This window comes from Rhizobium sp. 'Codium 1' (assembly GCF_020889605.1).
GTDB lineage: Bacteria > Pseudomonadota > Alphaproteobacteria > Rhizobiales > Rhizobiaceae > Allorhizobium > Allorhizobium algae.
Genome location: NZ_JAJGPW010000002.1, coordinates 386023 through 411092 on the forward strand (window position 1 = coordinate 386023; position 25070 = coordinate 411092).

Below are 25070 nucleotides of genomic sequence, written 5' to 3' on the forward strand. Positions count from 1 at the left end.
TGGCCTCCCGATTCAGCCAGGCCCGCCGACCGACAGGATCGTGACATCCCCGTCCACAACACGCGCGGCTGCCAGCCGTCCGGTGCGATAGCAGTGGGTATCGAGGCCTACCCGATCAGGCCCGACATCAGGCTCTTTCACCGGCGTGTGGCCGTGGAAGACGCGTAGGGGAAGACCGGGCCCGAGATCGAGAAACGATCGGCGGATCCACATCAGGTCTTCGTCTGTCTGTTCGGAAAGCGGGCGTCCGGGCCGAATGCCGGCATGGGCGAAGACATCATTTCCGACGGTCAGCAGCACCGGCAGACTTCGCAGAAAGTCGACGTGGCTTTGCGGAACAGCAGTACGCACCATCTCCCGCAAAGGGCGGCAGGCACCCCGCAATGGATGGTCGTCAACTTCGACGCCATAGGATCGAAACGTCTCTTTCGCACCGTGATCGAGAACCCAGTTGCCCGCAGGGTCACCTTCCACAAAGGCAAGAAACGCATCGTCGTGATTGCCGCGCAGGCAGATACGATCGAACCCGGCAGGTGGCGCGGCTGTGAGATGATAGAGGACCGCCGCAGACTTCGACCCGCGATCAACATAGTCACCCAGCATCACGATCAGTTTTCGCCCTTCGATCGAGGCCGCATCCTCGCGGATACGCTCCTCGAGGTCGACCAGAGGCTCGAGACAGCCATGCACGTCGCCAACGGCATAGATTGCTGCGTAACGCAGCGGATCGACGGCGAGACGTGGCGCACCTGCGCCCTGTGCTACCGCCAGCCCGACATCACCCATCGTCTGTCTCCCTTGATCTGCGGGGAAGATCCCAACAAAGCCCAACCAAACGCGAAAGGCCAGCCACCGGCGGTAGCTGACCTCTCAAAGACTGCCTTAAATGATCAAGGCGTTGTCGTCGGCGGCGTCGCCGGGGCCGGTGCCGCCGGGGCGGGGTCAGCCGGGGCCGGATCAGCGGCCGGCGGGGTCGCCGGAGCGGCATCAGTTGCTGGCGGCGTTGCCGGTTCTGCCGGAGCGGTCGATTCCGTGGCCGGCGTCATTGGCGAATCGGTATCTGCTCCACCGCCGAAGATGAAGAAGGCACCGGCGGCGATTACGACGATCAGCAGCACCGCGATTCCCCAGCTCGCGCCACTCGTCGTGGTCTGCTGGGTAACATGCGGCCGCTGGTCAAGGCGGGGATCGGGACGTTGATCCATGGTATTTCCTCCTGGATGGGCTGCCAACTGCTGTGCGGCGGCAGCGCGTTCATTCTTTTGCTGAAGTCTTTCGTCCTTACTGGACGACCCCAACAACGACATAGGTCTGTGGGTCGACGATCACGCGCTGGTTGTTGACCACCGCATAGGCATAGGCCGGATCTTCAGGGATCGTCGTCAGGACGATTTCCTGCGGCAAAGGCTCACCGACAACCACCTGTCGTTCGATCACGACCGGCTGCGCGGGCACGGGCTGCTGCTGAACATAGGTGACGACTCTCTGGGGTGGCGGATCGACGGCGGTGCCGGCAATTGCACCGACCACACCACCCACCGCAGCCCCAACCGGGCCACCGACAATAGCACCGGTGACGGCGCCGCCTGCAGCGCCCGTAACAGTGCCTTCCTGCGCCGCGACTGGCGATGCCACGGCACCGATGAGAATGGCTCCGAGAGCAATGATCTTCGTCTTCATGGCTGGATCCTTTCCGTTGTCTGCCATTGACGGAAAGAACGGGCATCACGGGAAATTGTTCCACGCACGCCTTTAGAGCCTGATCATGCAAGCGATTGGAAAAATAGACAAAATTGAGGCAGGCGTGCAGACTGGTCCGCACGCTTTACTTCAGGTGGCAGGCGAGGGCTTGACGCCCCGAGGCCAGTTTACCTGCCGGCAACCGTCCGCGACGCCCGACAGGCTCGCGGTCACTCACCCCAGCCGACGATACCCTTGATTTCGAGGAAATCGTGAATGGCCCAATCGGCATATTCGCGACCATTGCCCGATTGCTTGTAGCCGCCGAAGGGAGCGGCCGTATCCCAGTCGGGATAATTGAGATAAACCGAGCCTGCCCGCATCCGGGCCGCCACCCGGCGCGCATGTTCGATGTTTTCGGACTGCACATAGGCTGCGAGACCATAAACGGTGTCATTGGCGATCTCGATCGCCTGCTCTTCCGTCTCGTAAGGCATGATCGACAGCACCGGCCCGAAGATCTCCTCGCGCGCGATCGTCATGTCAGGCGTGACATGGCCGAAGATGGTCGGGCGGACATAATAGCCGCGATTGAGCCCCTCGGGACGGCCCGGACCACCGCTGACGAGCAGCGCGCCCTCCTCGATCCCCACCTCGATCAGCCGCTGGATCTTGTCGTACTGCATGTCGCTGACGACAGGTCCGAGCACTGTATCCGGTGCCTGGGGATCACCCACCTTGTATTTCTCGGCGGCCTGTCTGGCGATCTGCAAGGCCTCGTCGTGGCGGTCCGCCGGCACCAGCATGCGGGTCGGCGCATCGCAGGACTGGCCGGAATTGCCGAAGCAGCCCTCGACGCCCTTGCTCACCGCCGTGACAAGATCGGCATCCGGGAGAATGATATTGGCGGACTTGCCCCCCAGTTCCTGCGCGACGCGCTTGACCGTATCGGCGGCCGTCTTGGCGACAATGATACCGGCGCGGGTCGATCCGGTGAAGGAAACCATGTCGACATCGGGATGACCCGCCATGACTTGACCGACCTCCAGGCCGCGACCATTGACGAGGTTGAAAACGCCCTTTGGTGTACCGGCAGCTTCCATGACCTCGGCGAAGATCAGACCGGAAATCGGCGCGATCTCGGACGGTTTGAGAACCACCGTGCAGCCCGCGGCAATAGCCGGGGCGACCTTGCAGACGATCTGGTTGAGGGGCCAGTTCCAGGGCGTAATCAAGGCACAGACGCCAATTGGCTCCCTGACGATCCGGGTCGTGCCGCGCTGCTCGGAAAAATTGAAGGTCTTGAAGGCCGCGATCGTCGCTTCCAGATGCGCCCGTCCTGCCCAGGCCTGCGAGTCCCGGGCGAAGGCAAGTGGCGCACCCATTTCCCGACTCACTGCCTGCGCAATATCCTCGAAACGAGCGTTGTAGGCCTCGAGAATCCGTTCCAGCAGCGCCAGTCGCTCCGCCCTGTCCGTCTGCGAGAAGCTTGTGAACGCCGCCTTGGCCGCAGCAACGGCGCGGTCCACATCGGCCTTGGCCCCGACAGAGATCGTCGTGAACGGCTCCTCTGTCGCCGGATCGGAGACGTCGAGGACAGCCGGGACAATGGGATCCACCCAAGCGCCGTCTATGAAGAATTTCAGATGCTTGGACATACAGACTCCACTTGGGGAAGAATTGACTGTTTCGAACTATTCTTCACGGGATCGATCTCGGCAAGTCCGCAAGACGGCTCGTTGGCCTTTTTCCCAACGAGAATGGGAAGATCAGCGTTCCAGACCATCGAGCAACCTGTACCAGGCGACATGCGCGGCAATCCCGATGCGCCGAAAGCGATGCAGAGGGATGCCGTGAAGCGGCGAGACTGGCAGGGGCAGCTTGCCGGGGTCGCCAGTCGCGACATAGTGCGCAATCGGCTCACCGAGCGAGACCATGAGCCCGATGCCTCGCCCCTGGCAGCCGGCCACCATGAGCAGCCCAGGCTCCGGCTCGTGCAGATGCGGAAGATGATCGGGCGTCATGGCGACACGCCCGAACCAGCGATGCGAAATCGCAACGTTTGACAGCATCGGATAGAGCCGCAGCAACGCCCGCTCCAGGTGCACCCAGTCTTCGGCCGTGCGCGGCGGGCGCATCGACCCGCGACCACCCAAGACGAGGCGACCATCCGGGCTGCGGCGGTAATAGACGAGGATCCGCCGACTGTCGGACACCGCATGACGACCCGGCAGGATGGTGTCGAACTCTGGCGGCAGCGGTTCGGTGGCGATCTGGAAGGAATGCAACCAGACGAGGCTTCGTGCGAGCTTCGGGAAAAGCAGGCCGGAATAGGCATTCGTGGCAAGCAGCACTTTCCGGGCGCGAAGCGAGCGTCCGCTCCCAGTTCCCACCCGCCACAACGTCCCGTCACGGACGAGCGATGTCACCGGATCGCGAGTGACAAGATCGGCACCCGCCTCTGTCGCGATCCTCGCCAGTTCGTGCACCAGCGCCAGGGGATTGACGACACCCGCGCGCCGGTCAAGGAAACCGCCGCGATAGCCCTCGGAACCGATCAGCAGTGCGATCTCCGCCTGATTGAGCAGTGCGACATCAGCGCCCTGGGCTCGCCATTGGCGATTACGCTGCATGGCGGCCTTCAGTGCGGCTTCCGTATGCGCGGCCTGGATCCAGCCACAGCGCATATGCTCGACATCCAGCCCTTCACGCCCGATCAGGTCGAAGACGACGTCGGCCGTCCTGGCGGCAAAGCGGGTGAGTTGCTTGCCGGCTTCGTCGCCGAACAGGGAGGTCAGCACCTCCGGATCCTGCTTCAGCCCGGGGATGACCTGTCCGCCATTGACCCCGGATGCGCCCGTACCGATGTCGCACGCCTCGATGACCTGGACCGAAAGTCCCGCACGCGCGGCATGCAGCGCGGTCGAAAGCCCCTGATATCCGGCGCCGACCACGACGAGATCGACATCGCCCTCGGCGAACCGGCAGGCAATCGGCGAAACGGGCCGTCGCCAGACAGGCGAAACCGACAATGAGGGCTGCATGAAGCTTAGACCTGCGCCACGATGGAAAGATCGTGGCGCAATCTGCATTGGCTGAAAAAAAGAGACAATAGACGTTAGGCTGTATTTTGGCGCCACGGTAGAGTGAAGCATCGCTATTTAAGAAGAGCGTGAAAGACTTTTCGCGAAACGATATCAGGGCGTCGCGGGCAATTGCCAATCAATGGCGTTTCTGCCCTGCGCCACCAGATAATCATTGGCCTGAGAGAAGTGGCGGCAGCCGAAGAAGCCGTTATGCGCAGACAGCGGCGAAGGATGCGGCGCCGTCAGCACCAGATGCCGCGCCCGGTCGACGAAGGCGGCCTTCTTTTGCGCATAGGCCCCCCAGAGCATGAAGACCACATGTTCACATTCCAGATTGACGGCCCGGATCACCGCATCGGTGAATGTCTCCCAGCCCTTCCCCTGATGGGAGGCCGCGCGGGCTTCTTCAACCGTGAGCACGCTGTTGAGCAGCAGGACGCCCTGCCGGGCCCAATGTTCGAGGAAACCGTGGCGCGCTGGCGGGATGCCGAGATCGCTCTGCATCTCCTTGTAGATGTTGACGAGAGACGGCGGGACCCGCACGCCCGGCTGCACACTGAAGCAGAGGCCATGGGCCTGGCCCGCGCCGTGATAGGGATCCTGCCCGAGGATCACCACCCTGACGTCATCGAGCGGCGTGAGGTCGAGCGCACGAAAATACTCCGCGCCCTTCGGGAAGATGTGTTTGCCATCGGCCTTTTCCCGCTGCAGGAAGGCCTTGAGGTCCTGCATGTAGGGACGGCTGAACTCATCGCCCAGCGCGGCTTTCCAGCTGTCACCGAGCCTGACGTCCGCTTCGACCATTGCCGCCACTCCCCGTTCTCGGTTAGAAGGCAAGGATAGAATCCCCGTGACCGGGTCTGTCAACCTTCCGTCGACCGGAGCACACAAGAGAACCGTGAAGCCTTTCCTCAGACTGTGGCGCCGCCACCGGATCCTCACTTCGGCCTTCGTGCTGGCGATGGCGCTCGCGATCTTCTTCGCCGGGCGGACAATCCTGTTCGTCATCTACTGGGCAGACCCGGCGCGTCAGGAGCTGCCGCCCGAACCCTGGATGACGATCGGCTATGTTGCCCATTCCTGGCACGTGCCGGTAGAGAAGCTCGCCGGTGACCTCGACCTTCCGCCCCCGCCCAAGGACGGCCCACGCCCGTCGCTGGAGCGGCTTGCCGACGAGCGCGGCCAGAGTTTTGAAGAATTCAAGGCTGAGATCGAGGATTCGCTTGCCGATCTCCGCCGCCGAGGTCCGCCGAAATGACCCTGACCGAGACGCTGCTCGCGTCGCTGCCGTCCTACGGACTGTCCCTGCTCGGTCTCGTTGTCTGCGCCAGCTGCCTCGGCGCACCGCTGCCAGCCTCCATCGTGATGATGCTGATGGGCGCCCTTGCCGCAGCCGGCGACTTTACCCTCTGGATCGTGATTGCGGTCGCCCTCGCCTCGGCCGTCTTCGGCGACCAGTTGGGCTATATGCTTGGCTGGACCGCAGGGCGTCGGCTGGTCCCGATCGTCGCCCGCAATCCGGCGCGACGCAAGGCGATCGAACGGGCGCAGCGCGAAATGGACGAGCGCGGCAATATGGCCGTCTTCCTGACGCGCTGGCTGCTCTCTCCGCTCGGCCCCTATCTCAACCTGATGGCTGGCGCCTCTGGCTTCTCTTGGGCGCGCTTCACACTGGCCGGCATCCTCGGCGAAACGGTCTGGGTCGGGCTTTATACGGGCCTTGGCGCGAGCTTCAGCGAAAGCGTCACCGAGATCGCGGAAATCAGCGGCAGCATCAGCGGTTTCCTGGCCGCGGGCGCGGTTGCGGCGATCCTCGGCTTCAAGTTGCTGCAGGCGCTGCGATCCAAGGACTGAAGCCTGCGACGTTGCGGGCCTCTACGGGCTTCGCCGAACTGTCACACAGCGATGTTATCCGAAGCTGAGATACCGGAGACTCGCCATGACACTATTGATCTGGTTCGCCGCGCTCGCACTATTCGCCCAGCTGGCAAGCATCGCCCTCGTCATTGCCGTCAAACTGCGCCACCGGAAGCGCGAACACGATCCCTTGGCCCGCCCGCCGGTCACCCTGATCCGTCCGATCTGCGGCCTGGAAAACAATCTCGAACGCTGCCTCGCCTCAACCTTCGAACTTGACTGGCCCGTCTATGAAATTCTCTTCTGCGTCGCCAGGGCCGATGACCCCGCAGCATCCCTCGCCCGCCGGCTGATTGCAGAGCACCCGCATATTGCAGCGCGCCTGCTGGTCGGCGAAGACCTGTTCAGCGCCAATCCGAAGCTGAACAACGTGGTCAAGGGTTGGCGCACCGCTCGCCATGACTGGATCGTCATGACCGACAGCAATGTCCTGATGCCGTCGGACACCATTGAGCGAATGATGGCGCGTTGGGACAGCGAGACGGGCCTCGTCTGCTCGCCACCGGCCGGCACCGAGCCGGAGAATTTTGGCGCCCGTCTTGAAAGCGCCTGGCTCGACAGTTTCCAGGCACGCTGGCAGCTTTTTGCCGATGCCGCGGGCTTCGGCTTCGCCCAGGGCAAGTCGATGCTGTTCAGCCGCCAACTGATCTCGCATCTCGGCGGTTTCGAACGGCTCGGCGAAGAGGTGGCCGAAGACGCAGCCGCGACGATCCTTATCCGCAGTGTCGGCCTCAAGGTCCGCCTCGTGCACCAGCCCTTCCCGCAACCGCTTGGAAGGCGCGACATTGGAGCCGTCTGGAAGCGCCAGTTGCGCTGGGCGCGCCTGCGCCGCGCCTCCTTCCCGGTCTACTTCCTGCCGGAAATCTTCACCGGCGCCGCCCTGCCGACGGCAGCCGTCATCGCACTGGCCGCAACCGGCACCCTGCCCGCCGCAGCTCCACTCGTTTACCTCGCCGCCTGGTATGCCGGCGAGCTCCTGCTCGCCCGTACCTATGGCTGGCCCAGCGAGTGGCGCATCCTGCCAGCCATGCTGACCCGCGACCTCCTGTTGCCAGCCCTCTTCGTCTCGGCCTGGTTCGGCAGCGGTTTCGAATGGCGCGGCAATGCCATGACGGTCGCCGACAATGACAATACCCGCAGCGCACGCCTCCGAAAGGCCGTGGCCCGCACCAGGGACAAGGCCCGCGAGAAAGCCCGCGCGCTCGTCACCGCCCGCAGCCACTGACTGCCCCTGTCAGACAAAAAAAGCGGGCAGGACCGCACGTCACGATCGCTGCCCGCAGCAGGGAGGTAGTCTTTGCCGGTCAGATGCTGCCTTGGCCCATCTGTTCGGCGATGTAATCCGCCTGGCGGATCGCAAGAGAGACGATCGTCAGAGTCGGATTCTCGGCTGCCCCGGTGGTGAACTGGCTACCATCGGAGACGAAAAGGTTGCTGATGTCGTGGCTCTGGCCCCACTTGTTGACGACGCCATCCTCAGCCTTCTCGCTCATGCGGTTGGTGCCGAGATTATGGGTCGACGGATAGGGCGGCGTCGGGAAGGCGCGGGTTGCGCCAACGGCTTCATAGATTGCCACACCCTGTTTGTAGGCATGGTTGCGCATGGCCTCGTCGTTCGGATGGTCCGTGAACCAGACATCAGGGATGGGCATGCCGTATTTGTCCTTCAGCTCGCCATGCAGCTTTACCGCATTCTGTTCCTGCGGCATGTCCTCGCCGACGATCCACAGACCCGCCATATTGGCATACTGGTCCATGGCGGACGCGAACGACCGGCCCCAGCCGCCCGGATCGAGGAAGGCTGCCATGAAGGGGATGCCGAGCGCCAGCGTCTCCAGCTCATAGCCGCCGACGAACCCGCGCGACGGATCGTGCCGGGCCTCGTCACGGACGATGCCGGCCATGGTCGTGCCGCGGTAGAAATGCACCGGCTTTTCGAAGACCGCATAGACCGAGCCGGTCGTGTGGCGCATGTAGTTCTTCCCCACCTGCCCCGACGAGTTGGCCAGACCATCGGGAAACCTGGACGAGGCGGAGTTGAGCAGCAGGCGCGGGCTTTCGATCGAATTGCCGGCGACGCAGATGATCCGGGCCTTCTGGCTCTGCAGATTGCCATCCTTGTCGGCATAGACGACCGCAGTCACCTTGCCGCTGTCATCATGCTCGATCTTGACGACGTGCGAATTCGGCCGGACTTCCAGCTTGCCCGTGGCCTCCCCCTTCGGGATTTCGGTGTAGAGCGTCGACCATTTGGCGCCCCACTTGCAGCCCTGGAAGCAGAAGCCGGTCTGCTGGCAGCTCATCCGGTCGTCGCGATCAGCCGAGTTGATCGCCATATTGCCGGTGTGACACTCCTTGTAGCCAAGCTTGTCGGCACCGGCCTTCAGGATCTTGAAGTTGTTGTTGCCAGGCAGCCCCTCGATACCGTTGGTGCGGGTCACGCCCATCTTGTCCTCGGCCTTGGCATAATAGGGCTCGAGGTCGGCCAGCGTGATCGGCCAGTCGAGCAGATTGGCGCCTTCCACCTTGCCGTAGTTCGTCAGCGTCTTGAATTCATGCTCCTGGAAGCGGAGCGAGGCGCCCGCCCAGTGGGTGGTCGTGCCGCCGACGGCTTTGACGATCCAGGCCGGCAGATTGGGAAAGTCCTTCGAAACCCGCCAGCCACCACCGGTGGTGCGGTTGTCCAGCCAGGCGAGCTGGGAAAAGCTCTCCCATTCGTCATTGATGAAATCCTCGTATTCGATGCGGGCGCCGGCCTCGAGCACGACCACGTCGATGCCCTTCTGGGCAAGCTCGTTGGCAAGCGTGCCGCCGCCTGCACCGGAACCGATGATGACGACCACGCTGTCGTCGTTGAGATCATAGGGCGCTGCCATGTTTTCCTCCCGGGAAATCGGTCATTGGGGTAAGCGCCGCCGTTCCCATCCGCGATGGGCCTCCTTCCGGCGACGATGAATGCGTGTCCTGGGGCTAGCTCAGAGCCAGGTGATGTCGTCGAATCCGCGCTCGATATAGCCGCCCTTGGAATAGGACTCGCCTTCGTAGCCGAAGATCGGCCAGATCTCCTTCTGGTTATAGAGGCTGACCACGAGGTCGCCTCGCACCGCCTGGAAGAAGGGTGTCGTCTCGATGTCGCGCAGGATGGCGACACGGTCGTCTTCCCAGCCGAGGCCTCGATAACCGCCGGCACCGGCTCTGCTGTCGAGATCGGCAATGCCCTCTTCGATCAGCATCTTGTGCTTCTCGTCCTTGCCGGCCATCGTGTCCTGGCCCTTGACGGCCGCCGCATAGAAACGGTCGGCAAGCTGGTCATGCGGATAGATGTCGCGCGCCATCTTGATCAGCGTCGCGAGCGTGTCCGGCTTCAGGGCCGTTGCTTCCAGGCCCCAGGCCTGGTCAGGACAGATGACCGCCGTGCCCGTGACCATCAGCACGGCACCGGCCGCACCCGTCTTCAGAAGCTGGCGACGGGACATGCCCCCGCTCTTGTCGAGTATCGTAACCACGTCATTCTCCTCCCATGAGATGATGCGCGACGGCGTTGCACCGTCACCCTTGGAAGGCGCGATCCCGCGCCCGCCGGCTGCTGGAAAATGAGGCCGAGGGCTCCTCTTCCCCCGGCCTCACGATCACTTGTACCGTCCGTGCCGCTGCAAGACCTCGATCTTGTAGCCGTCGGGATCCGTGATGAAAAAGAAGCGAGCGAGCAGCGCCCCGTCCCGGTTGAACTCGACGATCTTGTTCGGGTTCAATCCCAGATCCGTCAGGCGCTTGTGCTCGGCATCGAGATCGGAAACGCTCAACGCCAGATGGCCGTAGCCATTGCCGAGCTCATAGGCCTCCTCGCGACCCTTGTTGACCGTGAGCTCCAGCTCGAACTCGCTTTCCGAATTGCTGAGATAGATGAGCGTGAAGGTTTCAAAATCGAGACGCTCCGCGATCTCGAGGCCGAAGGCCTGAGTGTAGAAGGAAAGCGAGCGCTCCTCCTCCAGGACGCGGATCATCGAATGGATCATTTTCGCCAATGGGCTGCTCCTCGCATGCTGACAGCTGTCATGGAGAGAGGATGTCGCGATTTGCCGGAAGGCTGGTAGCAGCCCATTACCGCAGCCGAATTTTTTCGCCGGCAGATGTGTCCATTCTTCGCACCCGGGCGAGGCAGTTTAGAAAAGACGGAAATTGACCACAGCAGCGGCGCGCAACATAATGCTCAAAAGACTGCAGACCGAAAAAACGGATACCAGGGAGGAGCATGCCATGTGTGAAGTCTTCGCAGGACAGGACCCGTCCCGCTATCGCGCCGTCAACCGCTCGGTCCGCATCGGTGGCCATTCCACCAGCATCCAGCTTGAAGCCGCCTTCTGGGTGCTGATCGACGAGATCGCAGCCAGCCAGAATTTCTCGACATCCCGCTTCCTGTCGACGCTCTACGACGAAGCCCTTGAGATCAATGGCGCAGTGTCGAACTTCGCCTCGCTCCTGAGAACGAGCTGTCTCATCTACCTGATGAGCAAGGCGCAGAATCCGGGTGCCCCGCAGGAATTCCACATCATCGCCGCCGAGTGATCTGAGCAGGGAAACGCGGCACGCTCAGGCAATCGCCCGGATGGCCGCGACGACCTCGTCCTCGATCGTGATGCCGGCGACCGCGGCGCTCCGGGACAGATCCTGCCCGCACCGCCCGGGAATGCGCGTCCCGTCCTGCGCACCGATCTCTTCGGCCAGCAAAGCCAGTCGCGACAACACGCCGGGGCCACCCGTCGCCACCGGATCGATGGCGATGATCGTCTGGCCAAGCGCCACCGGTGGCCCCCGGTCGTCGAACAGCGAAGATGCCTCGAAGGCATAGTTGGCGCCGGTGAGGCCGGCCGAGAGGATCTCGACCATCATCGCGAGGGCAGCCCCCTTCGCGCCCCCGAGGGGCGCCATGAAGCCGTCCATCGCAAGGTTCGCATCCGTCGTCGGCTGACCATCGGCATCGAAGGCCCAATCGTCGGGAATAGCCTCGCCCTTCTGTCGCGCCGCCATGATCTTGCCGCGCGCCACTTTCGAAAGCGCCAGATCGACAATAACAGGATCGCCATTCTCGATCGGCACGGCAAAGGCGATGGGGTTCGTGCCGTAAAGCGCCTTGTTGCCGCCCCAGGGCGCCATGGAGGCCGGCGCATTGGCAAACATCATCGCGGCCAGACCTTGCTCGGCAAAGCGCGCGACCGTCAGGCCCATGACCCCGGCATGGTGCGAGCGGTGAATGGTGGCGATCGCAATGCCTTGCTCGCGTGCGATGGCAGGCAGCATCTCGACCGCAAGATCGAGCGCCGGATAGGCATAACCGTTCATTGCATCGATGACCAGCACACCCGGCCTCGGTCGCTGGGCCCGGGGCTCTGCCCCGCCATCGACCTTGCCGGCCCGCGCCTGGGCGCTATAGGCCTCGACCCGGCGCAGACCATGACCACCCTGCCCGGCGGCTTCGGCGGCCACCAGTGCGCGAGCGACGGAACGGGCATTGGTGTCATTGACGCCGGAACGGACAAGGGCGCCGACGATCAGCATCTCGGCTTCTGCAAGTGTGAGTTTCATTGAAGATCCATGGACATGTGGCGGGAAAGCAGGATCAGCCGCGCATCGACGCTGCGAGATTGGCGGCCGCCGCGGCCAGGAGACTGACATCGGTCGAGGAGGCGAGGAAACGGATGCCGGCCTTGCGCGCCATGGAGAGCATGGCGGGGTCGCCGGACATGATGCCGGCCGGTTTGCCCGCAGCGACGGCCTTGCCGATCACGGTTTCGACCGCCTGCATGACCTCTGGATGCGTGGGGTTGCCACGATGGCCCATGTCGGCCGCCAGATCTGCGGGGCCGACGAGGATCGCATCCACGCCCGACGTGGCAATGATCGCATCGGCATTTTCGACCCCGAGCCGGCTCTCGATCTGCGCGATGAGGCAGACCTCGGAATTGGCTGTTTCGGCATAATCGCTGATTCGGCCGAAGTCCGAGGCACGGCCAAGGCTCGCGCCCATGCCTCTGACGCCCTCGGGCGGATACCGGAACGCCCTGGCCAATCGCTCGGCCTCGTCCTTCGTCTCGACCATCGGGATCATCACCGTCTGTGCCCCGATATCCAGCGCCTGCTTGATCAGCCAGGTCTCGCCGACCGGCAGACGCACGACCGGATGCGCTGGATGGCGGGCAACGGCCGCCAGCTGGGCGGCCATCAGCGGAATGTCATTGGGTCCATGCTCACCGTCGATCAGGATCCAATCGAAGCCCGCACCCGCGCAGACTTCAGCGACATGCGGGCTCGCCAGCGCCACCCAGAACCCGACAAGGATGTCGTCCGTCTCGCGCAGGGCGGCCTTGAAGGCATTCTTGGGGGCGGGCATGGGCATTCTCCTGCTGCGGAAGGTGATTGGGCGCGGCGTATTCGATGCGCAAGATGCGCCTCGGCTGATGGGAACCGCAAGGGCCAATCGAGCGGCTTCGGTACGGACGACAATTGCAAGCGGAGTTGAAGCCGGACGGCGCTCCGTGATAGGGGCAGCCGATCATCACGGCAGGAATTGACCCATGCTCCCCTGGATCCAGCTCGATACGGCCAAGATACCCGGAGGCGGCGAATTGCGCCTGAAGAGCCGGGGATCGGAATTCTCCATCATGCTCGGCACCAACGAGCTGATGAACAGCCGCCTCAGCGGCTCGGAGGAGGCGCTCGCCACCCTGGCTTTCGAGCGGATCTCCAACCATAAGCGTCCGCATATCCTGATCGGCGGCCTCGGCATGGGCTTCACGCTGCGCGCCGCTCTCGACGTCCTGCCTGAGGTTGCCAAGGTCACCGTCGCCGAACTTGTGCCCGCCGTCGTCGACTGGGCGCGCGGCCCCATGGCCGAGATCCATGCCGGCAGCCTCGATGACCCGCGCGTGACTGTCCATGTAGGGGACGTGGGCGCCTTGATTTCGAAATCAAAGGGCCAGTTCGACGCCATCCTGCTCGATGTCGACAATGGCCCTGATGGCCTCACACGGGAGGCGAACGACAGCCTCTATTCCCATGATGGGTTACGCAAATCCAGGGCCGCGCTCACCCGAGGGGGCGTGTTGGGCGTCTGGTCACAGGGTCCCGATCCGCACTTCACACGCCGCTTGAAGGAGTGCGGCTATGGCGCAGAAGAGATTCCGGTCCGCGCCGGAAAAACCGGTCGCGGCAAGAAGCACATGATCTGGATGGCGAAGAACGGGCCCTTGGCTCAGAAGGGCTGACGTCAGCCCCAAAGCCCGCGCGGCGGCAGCGGCATGATCGCGCCGTCATAGGCAATGGCCGGCTCGCGATCCCGCGCCAGAAGCAGCGGTCCGTCGAGGTCGACAAAGGCAGCCCCCTGCCCGATCAGAAAGGCCGGGGCCATGGCAAGCGAGGTGCCGACCATGCAGCCGACCATGATCTCGAAACCGGCTTGGACCGCCGCATCGCGCATCAGAAGCGCCTCGGTCAGCCCGCCCGTCTTGTCGAGCTTGATGTTCACAGCATCATACTTGCCCTTGAGGGCGGCAAGCGATGCCGTGTCGTGACAGCTCTCGTCGGCACAGACCGGCAGGATGCGTTCGAGACCGCGCAGGGCCTCGTCATCGCCGGCCGGAAACGGCTGTTCGACCAGCTGCACGCCGAGATCGAGAAAGACCGGCGCCAGCGCCTTGTATTGATCGATGCTCCAGCCCTCGTTGGCGTCGACGATGATGGCGGAGTTCGGTGCACCCGCCCTCACCGCCCGGATGCGCTCGACATCACCCTCGCCGCCCAGCTTGACCTTCAGCAGCGGTCGGTGCGCCTCCTTCTTTGCCGCCGCCTGCATGCTGTCTGGCGTGCCGAGCGACAGCGTATAGGTCACCGACAGCGGCTTGGGCTCTTGTAACTTTGCAAGTTGCCAGACCGGCAGCCCCGCTTGCTTCGCCTCCAGATCCCAGAAGGCGCAGTCGAGCGCATTGCGCGCCGCCCCGGGCGTAAGCCTGCTCTGCAGCCCCGCCCGGTCGAGACCTGCGGCGACTTCCGGCACCAGCACCGTCAGCTCCTCGACGACACTCTCCACCGTCTCGCCGTAACGCGCATAGGGTACGCATTCGCCCTGCCCCACATGAACGCCATCCGTCAGCCGGACCGTGACCACCTTCGCCTCGGTCTTCGAGCCGCGCGAGATCGTGAAGCTGCCTGATATCGGAAAGCTCTCACGGGTGACGGTCATCTGGACGGGCATGCTGGGTCCTCCTTGCGGGTCACCCCGCGAATCGCTGCTCTTGCACGAAGAAGCAATCCTTTCTATATCCGTCAACTAAAGGACCGGTACCGGCAGCGCGCGAATACGCCCGCAAGGCCAGAAACCAGATCCCCGCAATGGGCGGGATAAACGGTCGCATGAAGCACAGAGACGAAGCCCGTGAACACGCTGGATTTTGACAAGAGACCGGAAGATACGCGCGTTGTCGTCGCCATGTCGGGCGGCGTGGATTCCTCCGTCGTCGCCGGCATCCTGAAACGCGAGGGTTATGACGTCCTCGGCATCACGCTGCAGCTCTACGACCATGGCGCCGCCGTCCACCGCGCCGGCTCCTGCTGCGCCGGCCAGGACATCGACGATGCCCGCCGCGTCTGCGAAACGCTCGGCATTCCACACTACGTGCTCGACTACGAACAGCGCTTCCGCGACACGGTCATCAACCCGTTCATGGAAAGCTATGTCGCCGGCGAAACGCCGATCCCCTGCGTAGCCTGCAACCAGACGGTCAAGTTCGCCGATCTTTTGGCTACCGCCAAGGAACTCGGCGCCGATGCACTGGCAACCGGCCACTACATCCGCTCGAAGTCGGTGCCGCTCGCCAACGATCCCGGCCACCGCGCCCTCTTCCGCCCGATCGATAGCGAGCGCGACCAGAGCTATTTCCTCTTTGCCACCACGCAGGAGCAGATCGACTATCTGCGCTTCCCGCTCGGCGCCATGTCGAAGGCGGAAACCCGTGTGCTCGCCGAAGACATGGGCCTCGTCGTCGCCCAGAAGGCCGACAGCCAGGACATCTGTTTCGTGCCCCAGGGCAAATATGCCGACGTGATCAACAAGCTGAAGCCGAATGCGGCTTTGGCCGGTGACATCGTGCATCTCGACGGTCGCGTACTCGGCAACCACGAAGGCATCCTGCATTACACGATCGGCCAGCGGAAAGGCCTGGGCGTCGCCACCGGTGAGCCGCTCTACGTCATCTATCTCGACGCCCGCTCGCGCCGCGTCATCGTCGGCCCGAAGGAAGCGCTGGAAACCCACCGCGTCTATCTGCGCGATATCAACTGGCTCGGCGACCGCACCCTGGCCGAAGACGCAGCCGAAGGACTCGCCTGCTTCGCCAAGGTCCGCTCCACCCGCCCGCCGACACCGGCAGTCCTGCATGCCGACGACCGCGGCGTCTATGTCGATCTCGAAATCGGCGAAGCCGGCGTCGCCCCCGGCCAGGCCTGCGTGCTCTATTCGGCAACCGGTGCCGACGCGCGCGTCTATGGCGGCGGCTTCATCGAGCGCTCGGAACGCTCCGGCGCCGCGGAAGCCTCGCTGAAGGCGCTTCTCGCCAGCCCCGTCGCCGCCTGAGGCCAAGGCATTCGGGCCGCGACGGAGGACTTCTCCCAAGCCAGTGGAAAGCCACGCTGTTTTTGGCCAAACCGCGCTTGACTTTGATCGGAGCCTCGCCTTATAAGCCGCCCATCGCTTCGGACGGGCTGCCACGGCCCATCAGGTTTCCGAATGTGTGGCGGGATAGCTCAGGTGGTTAGAGCGTGGGATTCATAACCCCAAGGTCGGCGGTTCAAGTCCGCCTCCCGCTACCAAAATTTTCCAAATACAGCTGAATTTGGTTTTCGGCGCACGCAATTTGCGGTTCAGCGCTATTGCGGACGACGGTTAACGAGCGGCCGTGCCTCGGTTCTTGGATCCTTTGCTAGAGACCGATCATGCCGATACTTCTCGCACAACCTCCGAAGCCTCCGCTTCTGCTCCGTGCGATCGGATGCGCTAATATTCGAAAAAAATATGTCGATACGGCTGTCTGTCGACATGGGGCGCTAACTTCTCCTCGTAGAGCGCAAAATACCAGATCTGAAATACCTGTGCTTCGATAGGCAATCGACCAGTTACCCGCTGATAGTCATACCACCCCTCCCAAATGACCGTGTCATTTTGGACATCGGAGAAGCCAGCCAGCAACTCGGCATCGTCGCGCACCGTCTGCTTGTTATGCCCATAGAAGTGCTTCATGGCATTCCAGTACTGGTTTCTTAGTTTGACAATTTTTCCTAACTTTAAGTCGGGTTGGACCTTAAGAATGAGGGCCGACAAAATCTCAACTTCGAGAATTTGCCCAATCCCTTCCAAAAGTTCGCACGCTCCACATGCCAAAACATGGACCGAAATAGGATCTCGATCCCGAAGGAAGAGGTCCGTTGCGACCCCTAGCTGCGCGCGTGCAATGTCAATCTTTAGCTTGTGTTCTTCCAATCAACGCGACTTTCGCATCCAGAGTCCAGTAGCTCTCTACTTCGATCGTTAACAGCGCGGTCTCGGAGAAAACTATCTTTGAGCCTGCAGATCCGCGACGTCTCTTACAGCAGAATACAGTATCCGCAGATCGGATCGCGCCAAAGCAGTAAGCATCAAGGAAGCAAAAACACTATGGAGAGTTTTGCGCTCAATAATGTCATCATTGAACGTGACGGTTCCGGAACTGGTATCGAGTTTTGAGAACAGGCCCACGTGACCGAAATAATTCGGATGACAGAGCTCGGACAGCATCTCGTAGTGCGCAGAAACCCCACCCATCCGCTTATCCAGCCGCGTTATTTCAGTCAGAATGTTGGTAGCCGCTAAATCGGGATTCCTCTTGAGCATCTCTCTATCTCTCGTTTGAAACGTGAACCGGTCGAGAAACTCATTTAGCTCTTGTACATTTTTGCTCTCCAAACTGCTCTGCGTCTTTTGAAGTAGTCTGGAAAGTATGGCAGCAGTTTCAATTATGGCTCGGGACGCAAGGACAGGTCCCATAAATCGATGCTCGTTCCAGCCAAGGCAGATCGAGTCAACAAGATGAACCATCCGGTAATTGAGGGATTGGGAGAACCTGAAGTGCTTCCAAGCCAACTTCGAGTTAGCGAATATACCGGTTGCCTGAAGCTCACCAACGCGCCACGAATCGAGCTCGGCGATAGCGCTATTGATCAATTCAAAGTTTTCGCGGTCTCCTTCGTCGAGGAGATCGTTCCATTCTAAAAATACGGGACTGGTATTGTCGTCTATCGCTAGAATCTCCCGATTATGACCGGCCCGGCTGGCCGTAGGCGATGGCCGATGATGGTCTAGAAGCTACACGAACCAAGACGAAACCGAAATCAGCCCGCCCGTCATCCCTCCGCCTATCCCGATGCGCCCCAAAAGCCGCCCTCACCGCGCCGCCCAGACCAACCCTCTCCGCACAATTTCCCGCATCTGCGGCACCTTAAACTCCGCCGCCTGGTGGCCGAGCGAGGAGTAGAACACCCTGCCCTTTCCGTGGCGGCGCTTCCAGACGACCGGCATCACATGCCCGTCGATCCAGGCGTCGTGCTCGCCGGTAAAGGCGGTCGTCGCCAGCACCTCGTTGTTCGGGTCGACATGCATGTAATACTGCTCGGAGCGATAGGGGAAATCGCCGACGCCGGAGACAAGCGGGTCGTCGGGCTTCGTGATATTGACGGTGTAATCATAGATATTGCCGGGATGGGCGACCCACTGGCCGCCGATCATGTATTGATACTGCACGCAGTCGCGAAAGCTGTCGCCTGCCTGGCCGTGGAAGCCGCCGAGACCGACGCCACCGCGGATGGCAAGCTCCAGGTTCTCGATTTCGGGCTTTTCGATCCTGGTCATCGTCAGCATCGGCACGATGAGGCTGTAGTCGCGGATATCAGGGTCGGCAAAGGCCTCGGTGCTGGCCTCAACGCGGACGGAAAAGCCTTCCGCCTGCAGCATGTCGGAGACGACGGCGGCGCATTGTTCGGGCTCGTGTCCATCCCAGCCGCCCCAGCAAATCAGAACCTGACGCATGTGAAATTCCCTGTTTTGTCTTTAGCGGCCGATCAGGCCATCAATGAGCGACTGTTCGAGCGGCGCCGGCCGCTCAACGCTGGTGGTTATGGCGACCGTCTCGCCCCGGTCCGAGGCCGTCTGGAAGGCCTCCATGACCTCAAGCACATGCAGCGCCAGATCGCCATTCGCCCGATGCGGCCGGTTCGACAGAATGGCATGCGCCATGTCGGCGACGCCGAGCGAGCGCCAATTCCCATCGGAGTAAGGCAGCGTTACCGGCTTGCCCTGCGCCTCGCCGGTCAGCGGCAGGACGAAGACATCGCCACCGAAATGATTGGGATCCGGTACGATCAGCGTGCCATCGGTGCCATAGACCTCGAGCGGCTTGTGCCCGTGGGCGGCGACATCGAAGCTCATGGAGATCTGCACAACAGCGCCATTGGCGAAGGACATCAGCCCCGCGACATGGGTCGGCACATGCACCGGGATTGTCTCGCCCCTGCGCGGCTCGCTGCCGATCTTTCTGGTGTCGCGTATCTTGGTGGCAAAGCCCGCGACCTTCGCGACCGGGCCAAAGAGATTGACGAGATCGGTGATGTAGTAAGGCCCCATGTCGAGCATCGGCCCGCCACCGGCCTCATAGTAGAAATCCGGATTGGGATGCCATCGCTCATGGCCGGGGCACATGAAGAAAGCCGTCCCACCAATCGGCTGCCCGATCACGCCCTGGTCGATCAGCCCGCGTGCCGTCTGATGCGCGCCGCCGAGAAAGGTATCGGGCGCCGAGCCGACCCTGAGATTGAGCGACTTTGCGGCTTCGACCAGCCGCTTGCCCTCGGCAAACGTCACGCCGAGCGGCTTCTCCGAGTAGACATGTTTTCCGGCGGCAAGCGCCTTCAGGCCCACATCGACATGCGCCTTGGGGATCGTCAGGTTGACGATGATGGCAACCTCGGGATCGGCATGAAGCTCATCGATGGTGCGCGCGGGCACGCCGAATTCCGCGGCCCGGCTTGCGGCGAGATCGCTGTTCAGATCGGCAATGCCGCAAACCTTGAGAATAGGAAAATGCTGGAGCGCCTTGAGATAGGCGCCTGAAATATTGCCGCATCCGATGATGCCGACGCCGACGTGCTGCATGCCTTGGAATCCTCACTCCCGGACCGGGGTCCACCTGCGATCGACGGGCAAGGACGTGTTCGTCCCTCCTCGTTGCCCGAAGATCGGCCGGCAGACTGGGTGCAAATGCGACGGAGGTCAACGCCTCATTGTATCGGATTGACCGTCTGTCGACAGGCATCTTCGCAGGCCCGGCAGGCCTCCGCACAGATCCGGCAATGGGCATGCATCTCGGCATGGCGGCCGCATTCCTCGGCGCAGGCCGCACAGGCGCGCGCGCAGGCTTCAACGAGCCCCTGCAGCACCTGCGCATTGCGCCCCGTGCGGCGGATGGCGGCCCGTCCGGTGGCAAGGCAGATATCGGCACAGTCCTCATTCAACCGGACGCACTGGCGCAGATCGGCAACCATGTCTTCTGCAAGGCAGGCATCCGCGCAGGAGATGCAGGTCTGCGCGCACTCGAAGCAGGCATCGATGCAGGCGATCAGCGCATCATTTGCCTCCCCATTCATCGAGGGGTGGGTTTCGATCATGGCTCGGATGGACATGGGTCTAGTCTCCTGTCTGTTTTCGGTCATGGAAGGGGAACCCGGGCGGGCGCGCAGTGTTCCACACCCCGGATCGGGGGAGGCGAGATCAGGGGCCAAAGGGAAAACCTTTCGTTAAATTTTAATGAATAGAATGGCAGGCCTGTAGCGAGGTTTTGTCATGCGTACCGCTCTCATATCCGCCCTTGGCGTCATGCTGACGTTGTCGGCCTGTGCCAAGCCGCCATCCCAGACCCGCAATGCCTGCGCGATCTTCGAGCAGCGTGACGGGCTGTTCAACAACTGGCGCCGCGCCGCTGTTGCCACCGAGCGCGAATACGGGGTTCCGGTCCCGATCCTGATGGCGACGATCTATACGGAATCGAGTTTCCGCCACAACGCCAAGCCCCCACGCAAGATGATCCTCGGCTTCATTCCGGGAAAGCGCGCGTCTTCGGCATACGGCTATTCGCAGGCGCTTGATGGCACCTGGGAACGCTACCAGAAGGAAACCGGTCGCTGGGGTGCCCGCCGCACCGACTTCGCCGACGCCATCCGTTTCATCGGCTGGTACCACCGCGAGAGCGCGACAAAGGTCAACATCCCGCTCAACGACCCCTACAAGCTCTACCTCGCCTATCACTCCGGCCACACCGGCTATCTGCGCGGCGCCTACAACAAGCGCCCCGAGGCTCTGCGCGGTGCAAAGCGCTTCACCGACATCACCTATACCTACGCCAAGCAATTGCAGCAGTGCCCGGGCTAAGGTTGCCGGGGTCGATCATGTCTGCACGCTAAAATGCAAAAAGCCTCCCCACCGTGACCGATGGGGAGGCTTTTTCATTCAGTAGCGTAAGGATCAGTTGGCGCTCTGGATCGCCGAAATCTGCCACAGGGTGGATGGACGACGGGCAAAGGTCCAGAGCTCGACCGACTCCGCCGGCGTGTTCGGATCACCCTCGACGACGGCACCCGTCTGGCGGTCGACAACATAGTCGATCGCTTCGTAGCGCATGGCAACGGTGGCATATTCCATCTTGTCCTCGGCCCAGCTTTCCGCCACGTCGCCCTGAACCAGACGGACGTCGCGCACCGTATTCCGGACGCCCTTCGTCGCGTTCTCGCTCAATTCCTCGGCGAGATAGGACATGGCTTCAGGCGTCGTGATCCGGCGCAGCGCGCCGTAATCTTCCTCCGCATAGGCCCGCTGCATCTCCTGCAGCAATTCCTCGAAGCGCTCCAGATCGCCAGGCGTAATACCGAGTTCATCGGCCGGACCCGAACGGGCGGCAGAAGCGCTGGCGGCAGCACCGCCACCGATCTTCGGGATCTGGAAGCTCGGACGAGGCTGGTCGCCGCTCTGATTGTCGCGTGACATGCCGCCAAAGCCACCGAAGCCCGGCGCATTGCCGGCGCCGGACGCTTCAGGCTGGCGATTGGCGAACATGCGCATGGCAAAACGGATCAGGAAGAAGATCAGCAGGCCCTGCAGCAGAAGGCCGAGGAAGCCGAAGCCGCCGCCGAAACCCGTTCCCATCAGCATGCCGAACAACCCGCCGAGAAGCAGGCCGCCCATCAGACCGCCGGCAAGGCCGCCGAACAGGCCACCCGGACGCGCTGCCTGGTTGGCCGCCGTCGACTGGGCAGCACCGGGCTGTGTCGCATTGGTGCGTGGTGTCATCGTCCGCTCGATCGGAGCGGATGGCGTCGGCGCCGTGCGCGTGATCGCCGGCTGATTGAAGGTGCGCGTGCCACGGCTGCCGAAGCCGCCCGAAGCGCGACGCGCTTCGGCGAAATCGACGGCCATCAGTGTGACCATCATGCCGAGCGCGAGCGTCGCTGAAATCTTTGCGTATTGCCGCATGCGTGTTTCCTGTCCTCCTCGAAACAGTCCCGATGCCCTATGGAGGGCTTGGCTCCCATATGGAGAGAGCTCACTCTCTTTTGAAGAGCGAGCCCTGCAATTTCCATTGAATTTCAAGTGATCGGGATCAGCCATTAAGCCAGAACTTGATGATCAGTCCGATGATCGAAATAGCAAGAACCCCGCCGGCCCAGAGGCCGACGAACCACAGGAGACGGCTGGCAATGATGCGCTTGTCCATCAGTGATAGCCCTCGTCCGGATCGAGCTTGCCGCGGAAGACCCAATAGGCATAGGCCGTATAGCCGAGGATCATCGGCACGAGCACGACCGCACCGTAGAGCAGGAAGGCCAGACTTTCATCCGGCGCTGCCGCCTCCCAGATCGTGACGGAGGATGGCACGATATAGGGATAGAAGCTGATCCCGATCCCGGCATAACCAAGCACGAAGAGCCCGAGAGCCGCAAGGAACGGCCTGGCGTCATGCCCCGCCTTCAGCCCGGTGACGATCAGGTAGAGGCAGCCCAGCACGAGCGCGGGCACGATGATCGAGAAGATCAGGGTCGGGTAGCCGAACCACCGCTCAAAATAGATTGGCTCGAGCCAGGGGGTCCACAGGCTGAAGATGCCCATGGCACCGACAGTGGCAAAGGACAGGGGAAGCGCCAGGGATCGGGCACGTTCAGCCAGATCGCCACTGGTCTTCATTACAAGCCATGTCGCCCCGAGCAGCGCATAGCCGATGACCAGCGCCAGGCCGGTCGCCAGCGAAAACGGGGTCAGCCAGTCCCACCAGCCCCCCGCATAGGCGCGGTTCTCGACGGGAATGCCCTGGACCAGCGCGCCGAGCGCCACCCCCTGGAAGAAGGCCGCGACGACAGAGCCACCGGTAAAGGCCCAGTTCCAGAGATACTCGGCCTTTTTTGTCCGCCAGCGATATTCGAAGGCGACGCCGCGGAATATGAGACCGAGCAACATGAGAACGATCGGGGCATAGATCGCGGGCAGGATCGTCGCATAGGCGAGCGGGAAGACGGCGAGCAGCCCTCCCCCGCCGAGCACCAGCCAGGTCTCGTTGCCGTCCCAGACGGGCGCCACCGAGTTCATCATCAGATCCTTCTCGTGCTTCTCCGGAAAGAAGGGAAAGAGGATCCCGACCCCGAGATCGAAGCCGTCGAGGATGACATAGGCGAGCACCGCAAAGGCGATGATGCCGGCCCAGATGAAGGGAAGATCAATGGGCATGTTTGCCTCCATGGTGACCGGGCTGCGCCGCCGGCGTAATGCCGGAAGAACGGATCGGGCCATCGTCGAGATCCGGCATCGGATCGTGCGGCAGGCGGCCCATCAGGCGCAGAATGTAGAAGGTGCCTGCACCGAAGACGATGAAATAGACCACGATGAAGGCGATCAGCGAGGCCGCAACCGCAGGGGCCGCGATCGGCGAGATCGAATCCGCCGTCAGGAGGTGGCCATAGACCGTATAGGGCTGCCGGCCGACCTCGGTGGTGATCCAGCCGGCGAGCACGGCGACGAAGCCGGAGGGGCCCATGACGAGCGCGACACGATGCATCCAGTGGCTCTCGTAGAGCGTCCCCTTCCACCGGCACCACAAGGAAAACAGACCGACGCCGAGCATGGCGAATCCGATCGCCACCATGACCCGGAAGGACCAGAAGACGATGGCAACCGGCGGCTCCTTGTCGTCGGGGATCGTGTCGAGGCCATCGAGCGGGGCATTGAGATCATGCTTCAGGATGAGGCTCGACAGCTTCGGGATCTGGATCGCGTAGTCGATGCGTTTCGCTTCCGTGTTCGGAATACCGAAGAGGATCAGTGGCGCGCCCTCCGGATGGCTGTCGAAATGGCCTTCCATGGCCATGACCTTGACCGGTTGATGCTCCAGCGTATTCAAGCCATGCGCATCACCGGCTGCGATCTGGATGGGGGCAACGATCGCCGCCATCCACATCGCCATCGAGAACATCACGCCCGCACGGCGCGGCGCCGTCCCCTTCAGCAGATGCCAGGCGCCGACCGCGCCGACGACAAAGGCGGTGGTGAGATAGGCGGCGATGACCATATGGGTCAGGCGATAGGGGAAGGATGGGTTGAAGACGATCTTCCACCAGTCGACCGGCACGAACTGCCCGACATCATTCATGGCGAAACCGTCCGGCGTCTGCATCCAGGAATTGACCGAGAGGATCCAGGTGGCCGAGATCAGCGTGCCGAAGGCGACCATCAGCGTGGCGAAGAAATGCAGACCCGGCCCGACTCGCTTGCGCCCGAAAAGCATGACGCCGAGGAAGCCGGCTTCTAGGAAGAAGGCAGTCAGAACCTCGTATCCCATCAGCGGTCCGATTACCGGTCCCGCCTTGTCGGAAAAGACGGACCAGTTGGTGCCGAACTGGTAGGACATCACGATGCCGGAGACGACCCCCATGCCGAAGGCGACCGCAAAGATCGTCTTCCAGAAGTCGAAGAGCTCCAGATAGACCTTGTCCTTTTTCCAGAGATAGAGGCCTTCGAGCACGGCGAGATAGCTCGCAAGCCCGATGGAAAAGGCGGGGAATATGATGTGGAACGATACGGTAAAGGCAAACTGTATGCGTGCCAGGAGTTGTGCGTCGAAGTTTTCGAACATGATCTGTCCTTTCCTCCTCTCCTCCCGGAGATGACGGTCATCAATTATAGCCTCGCATCGGAAAAACAATGCGACAAGCCGCCATGCGTCACATCAACGCATAGCGTTTTCCATATATTATGGAAACTGAGCCACCACC

General features: G+C 62.3%; 27 protein-coding genes and 1 tRNA gene. 8 read left to right on the forward strand and 20 right to left on the reverse strand.

The window, feature by feature from the left end:
• Window positions 1-12 precede the first annotated feature (12 nt).
• From LJE98_RS07015 to ung, 6 genes are all read right to left on the reverse strand, one after another.
• Complete coding sequence (locus LJE98_RS07015; protein WP_229574448.1) at window positions 13-786, reverse strand: metallophosphoesterase family protein; 774 nt, start codon at window positions 784-786, stop codon at window positions 13-15.
• 104 nt (window positions 787-890) lie between these two features.
• Entirely contained in the window at window positions 891-1205 is a 315-nt protein-coding gene (locus LJE98_RS07020; RefSeq protein ID WP_229574449.1) for a hypothetical protein, read from the reverse strand.
• A gap of 76 nt (window positions 1206-1281) precedes the next feature.
• The gene (locus tag LJE98_RS07025; protein ID WP_229574450.1) at window positions 1282-1680 is read right to left on the reverse strand and encodes a DUF1236 domain-containing protein; all 399 of its coding nucleotides are present in this window, start codon (window positions 1678-1680) and stop codon (window positions 1282-1284) included.
• Window positions 1681-1910: 230 nt separating this feature from the next.
• On the reverse strand, window positions 1911-3338 hold the full coding sequence (locus LJE98_RS07030; protein ID WP_229574451.1) for an aldehyde dehydrogenase family protein: 1428 nt from the start codon (window positions 3336-3338) through the stop codon (window positions 1911-1913).
• Between the two features lie 111 nt (window positions 3339-3449).
• A complete protein-coding gene (locus LJE98_RS07035) occupies window positions 3450-4724 on the reverse strand; it encodes an NAD(P)/FAD-dependent oxidoreductase (RefSeq protein WP_229574452.1) in 1275 nt (424 codons plus the stop codon).
• 153 nt (window positions 4725-4877) lie between these two features.
• Window positions 4878-5570: a uracil-DNA glycosylase gene (gene ung / locus LJE98_RS07040; protein WP_229574453.1), complete on the reverse strand. Its 693-nt coding sequence runs from the start codon at window positions 5568-5570 to the stop codon at window positions 4878-4880.
• 46 nt (window positions 5571-5616) lie between these two features.
• Here ung and LJE98_RS07045 point away from each other — a divergent pair, with 46 nt between their 5' ends.
• The 3 genes from LJE98_RS07045 (at window position 5617) to LJE98_RS07055 (ending at window position 7908) form a co-directional block, all read left to right on the forward strand.
• Window positions 5617-6024, forward strand: coding sequence for a hypothetical protein (locus LJE98_RS07045; protein ID WP_229574454.1), 408 nt, complete (start codon window positions 5617-5619; stop codon window positions 6022-6024).
• Window positions 6021-6620, forward strand: a complete 600-nt coding sequence (locus LJE98_RS07050; protein ID WP_229574455.1) for a DedA family protein — start codon at window positions 6021-6023, stop codon at window positions 6618-6620. The genes LJE98_RS07045 and LJE98_RS07050 overlap by 4 nt, the downstream gene beginning before the upstream one ends.
• Window positions 6621-6705: 85 nt before the next feature.
• Complete coding sequence (locus tag LJE98_RS07055) at window positions 6706-7908, forward strand: ceramide glucosyltransferase (protein ID WP_229574456.1); 1203 nt, start codon at window positions 6706-6708, stop codon at window positions 7906-7908.
• A 79-nt stretch (window positions 7909-7987) separates the two neighbouring features.
• Here the strand turns inward: LJE98_RS07055 and LJE98_RS07060 are convergent, their stop codons facing one another.
• The 3 genes from LJE98_RS07060 to LJE98_RS07070 all read right to left on the reverse strand — a co-directional run bounded on the left by LJE98_RS07060 (window position 7988) and on the right by LJE98_RS07070 (window position 10708).
• Entirely contained in the window at window positions 7988-9559 is a 1572-nt protein-coding gene (locus LJE98_RS07060) for a GMC family oxidoreductase (RefSeq protein ID WP_229574457.1), read from the reverse strand.
• 99 nt (window positions 9560-9658) lie between these two features.
• The gene (locus LJE98_RS07065) at window positions 9659-10189 is read right to left on the reverse strand and encodes a twin-arginine translocation signal domain-containing protein (RefSeq protein ID WP_229574458.1); all 531 of its coding nucleotides are present in this window, start codon (window positions 10187-10189) and stop codon (window positions 9659-9661) included.
• Window positions 10190-10312: 123 nt separating this feature from the next.
• Window positions 10313-10708 carry a VOC family protein gene (locus LJE98_RS07070; RefSeq protein ID WP_229574459.1) on the reverse strand — a complete coding sequence of 132 codons (396 nt, stop codon included), beginning with the start codon at window positions 10706-10708 and terminating at the stop codon, window positions 10313-10315.
• A gap of 232 nt (window positions 10709-10940) precedes the next feature.
• Here LJE98_RS07070 and LJE98_RS07075 point away from each other — a divergent pair, with 232 nt between their 5' ends.
• Window positions 10941-11249 carry a ribbon-helix-helix domain-containing protein gene (locus LJE98_RS07075; protein WP_229574460.1) on the forward strand — a complete coding sequence of 103 codons (309 nt, stop codon included), beginning with the start codon at window positions 10941-10943 and terminating at the stop codon, window positions 11247-11249.
• 24 nt (window positions 11250-11273) lie between these two features.
• Here LJE98_RS07075 and LJE98_RS07080 read toward each other — a convergent pair whose 3' ends face one another.
• A complete protein-coding gene (locus LJE98_RS07080) occupies window positions 11274-12266 on the reverse strand; it encodes an Ldh family oxidoreductase (RefSeq protein WP_229574461.1) in 993 nt (330 codons plus the stop codon).
• 34 nt (window positions 12267-12300) lie between these two features.
• Window positions 12301-13071 carry an HpcH/HpaI aldolase family protein gene (locus LJE98_RS07085; protein WP_229574462.1) on the reverse strand — a complete coding sequence of 257 codons (771 nt, stop codon included), beginning with the start codon at window positions 13069-13071 and terminating at the stop codon, window positions 12301-12303.
• Between the two features lie 184 nt (window positions 13072-13255).
• On the opposite strand from LJE98_RS07085, the gene LJE98_RS07090 reads away from it, so the two are divergent.
• Window positions 13256-13945 (forward strand): hypothetical protein, encoded by a 690-nt coding sequence (locus LJE98_RS07090; protein WP_229574463.1) that lies wholly within the window; start codon window positions 13256-13258, stop codon window positions 13943-13945.
• 2 nt (window positions 13946-13947) lie between these two features.
• On the opposite strand, the gene dgcA is transcribed toward LJE98_RS07090, so the two are convergent.
• Entirely contained in the window at window positions 13948-14931 is a 984-nt protein-coding gene (gene dgcA / locus LJE98_RS07095) for an N-acetyl-D-Glu racemase DgcA (RefSeq protein ID WP_229574464.1), read from the reverse strand.
• A gap of 180 nt (window positions 14932-15111) precedes the next feature.
• On the opposite strand from dgcA, the gene mnmA reads away from it, so the two are divergent.
• Both mnmA and LJE98_RS07105 read left to right on the forward strand, forming a co-directional pair.
• Window positions 15112-16308, forward strand: a complete 1197-nt coding sequence (gene mnmA / locus LJE98_RS07100; protein ID WP_229574465.1) for a tRNA 2-thiouridine(34) synthase MnmA — start codon at window positions 15112-15114, stop codon at window positions 16306-16308.
• A gap of 159 nt (window positions 16309-16467) precedes the next feature.
• A tRNA-Met gene (locus LJE98_RS07105) sits at window positions 16468-16544 on the forward strand.
• 184 nt (window positions 16545-16728) lie between these two features.
• Here LJE98_RS07105 and LJE98_RS07110 read toward each other — a convergent pair.
• The 5 genes from LJE98_RS07110 to LJE98_RS07130 all read right to left on the reverse strand — a co-directional run bounded on the left by LJE98_RS07110 (window position 16729) and on the right by LJE98_RS07130 (window position 20441).
• On the reverse strand, window positions 16729-17211 hold the full coding sequence (locus LJE98_RS07110; RefSeq protein WP_229574466.1) for a hypothetical protein: 483 nt from the start codon (window positions 17209-17211) through the stop codon (window positions 16729-16731).
• 72 nt (window positions 17212-17283) lie between these two features.
• The gene (locus LJE98_RS07115) at window positions 17284-17931 is read right to left on the reverse strand and encodes a hypothetical protein (RefSeq protein WP_229574467.1); all 648 of its coding nucleotides are present in this window, start codon (window positions 17929-17931) and stop codon (window positions 17284-17286) included.
• A 219-nt stretch (window positions 17932-18150) separates the two neighbouring features.
• Window positions 18151-18792 (reverse strand): ThuA domain-containing protein, encoded by a 642-nt coding sequence (locus LJE98_RS07120; protein WP_229574468.1) that lies wholly within the window; start codon window positions 18790-18792, stop codon window positions 18151-18153.
• Between the two features lie 21 nt (window positions 18793-18813).
• Window positions 18814-19914: a Gfo/Idh/MocA family protein gene (locus LJE98_RS07125; RefSeq protein WP_229574469.1), complete on the reverse strand. Its 1101-nt coding sequence runs from the start codon at window positions 19912-19914 to the stop codon at window positions 18814-18816.
• A gap of 125 nt (window positions 19915-20039) precedes the next feature.
• Window positions 20040-20441 carry a four-helix bundle copper-binding protein gene (locus tag LJE98_RS07130; protein ID WP_229574470.1) on the reverse strand — a complete coding sequence of 134 codons (402 nt, stop codon included), beginning with the start codon at window positions 20439-20441 and terminating at the stop codon, window positions 20040-20042.
• A gap of 160 nt (window positions 20442-20601) precedes the next feature.
• On the opposite strand from LJE98_RS07130, the gene LJE98_RS07135 reads away from it, so the two are divergent.
• Window positions 20602-21186 (forward strand): transglycosylase SLT domain-containing protein, encoded by a 585-nt coding sequence (locus LJE98_RS07135; protein WP_229574471.1) that lies wholly within the window; start codon window positions 20602-20604, stop codon window positions 21184-21186.
• Window positions 21187-21279: 93 nt separating this feature from the next.
• Here LJE98_RS07135 and LJE98_RS07140 read toward each other — a convergent pair whose 3' ends face one another.
• From LJE98_RS07140 to LJE98_RS07150, 3 genes are all read right to left on the reverse strand, one after another.
• Window positions 21280-22284: a Tim44 domain-containing protein gene (locus LJE98_RS07140; protein ID WP_229574472.1), complete on the reverse strand. Its 1005-nt coding sequence runs from the start codon at window positions 22282-22284 to the stop codon at window positions 21280-21282.
• 240 nt (window positions 22285-22524) lie between these two features.
• Window positions 22525-23529, reverse strand: coding sequence for a cytochrome d ubiquinol oxidase subunit II (gene cydB, locus LJE98_RS07145; protein ID WP_229574473.1), 1005 nt, complete (start codon window positions 23527-23529; stop codon window positions 22525-22527).
• Window positions 23519-24931, reverse strand: coding sequence for a cytochrome ubiquinol oxidase subunit I (locus tag LJE98_RS07150; RefSeq protein ID WP_229574474.1), 1413 nt, complete (start codon window positions 24929-24931; stop codon window positions 23519-23521). Before LJE98_RS07150 ends, cydB begins: the two co-directional genes overlap by 11 nt.
• Window positions 24932-25070 lie beyond the last annotated feature (139 nt).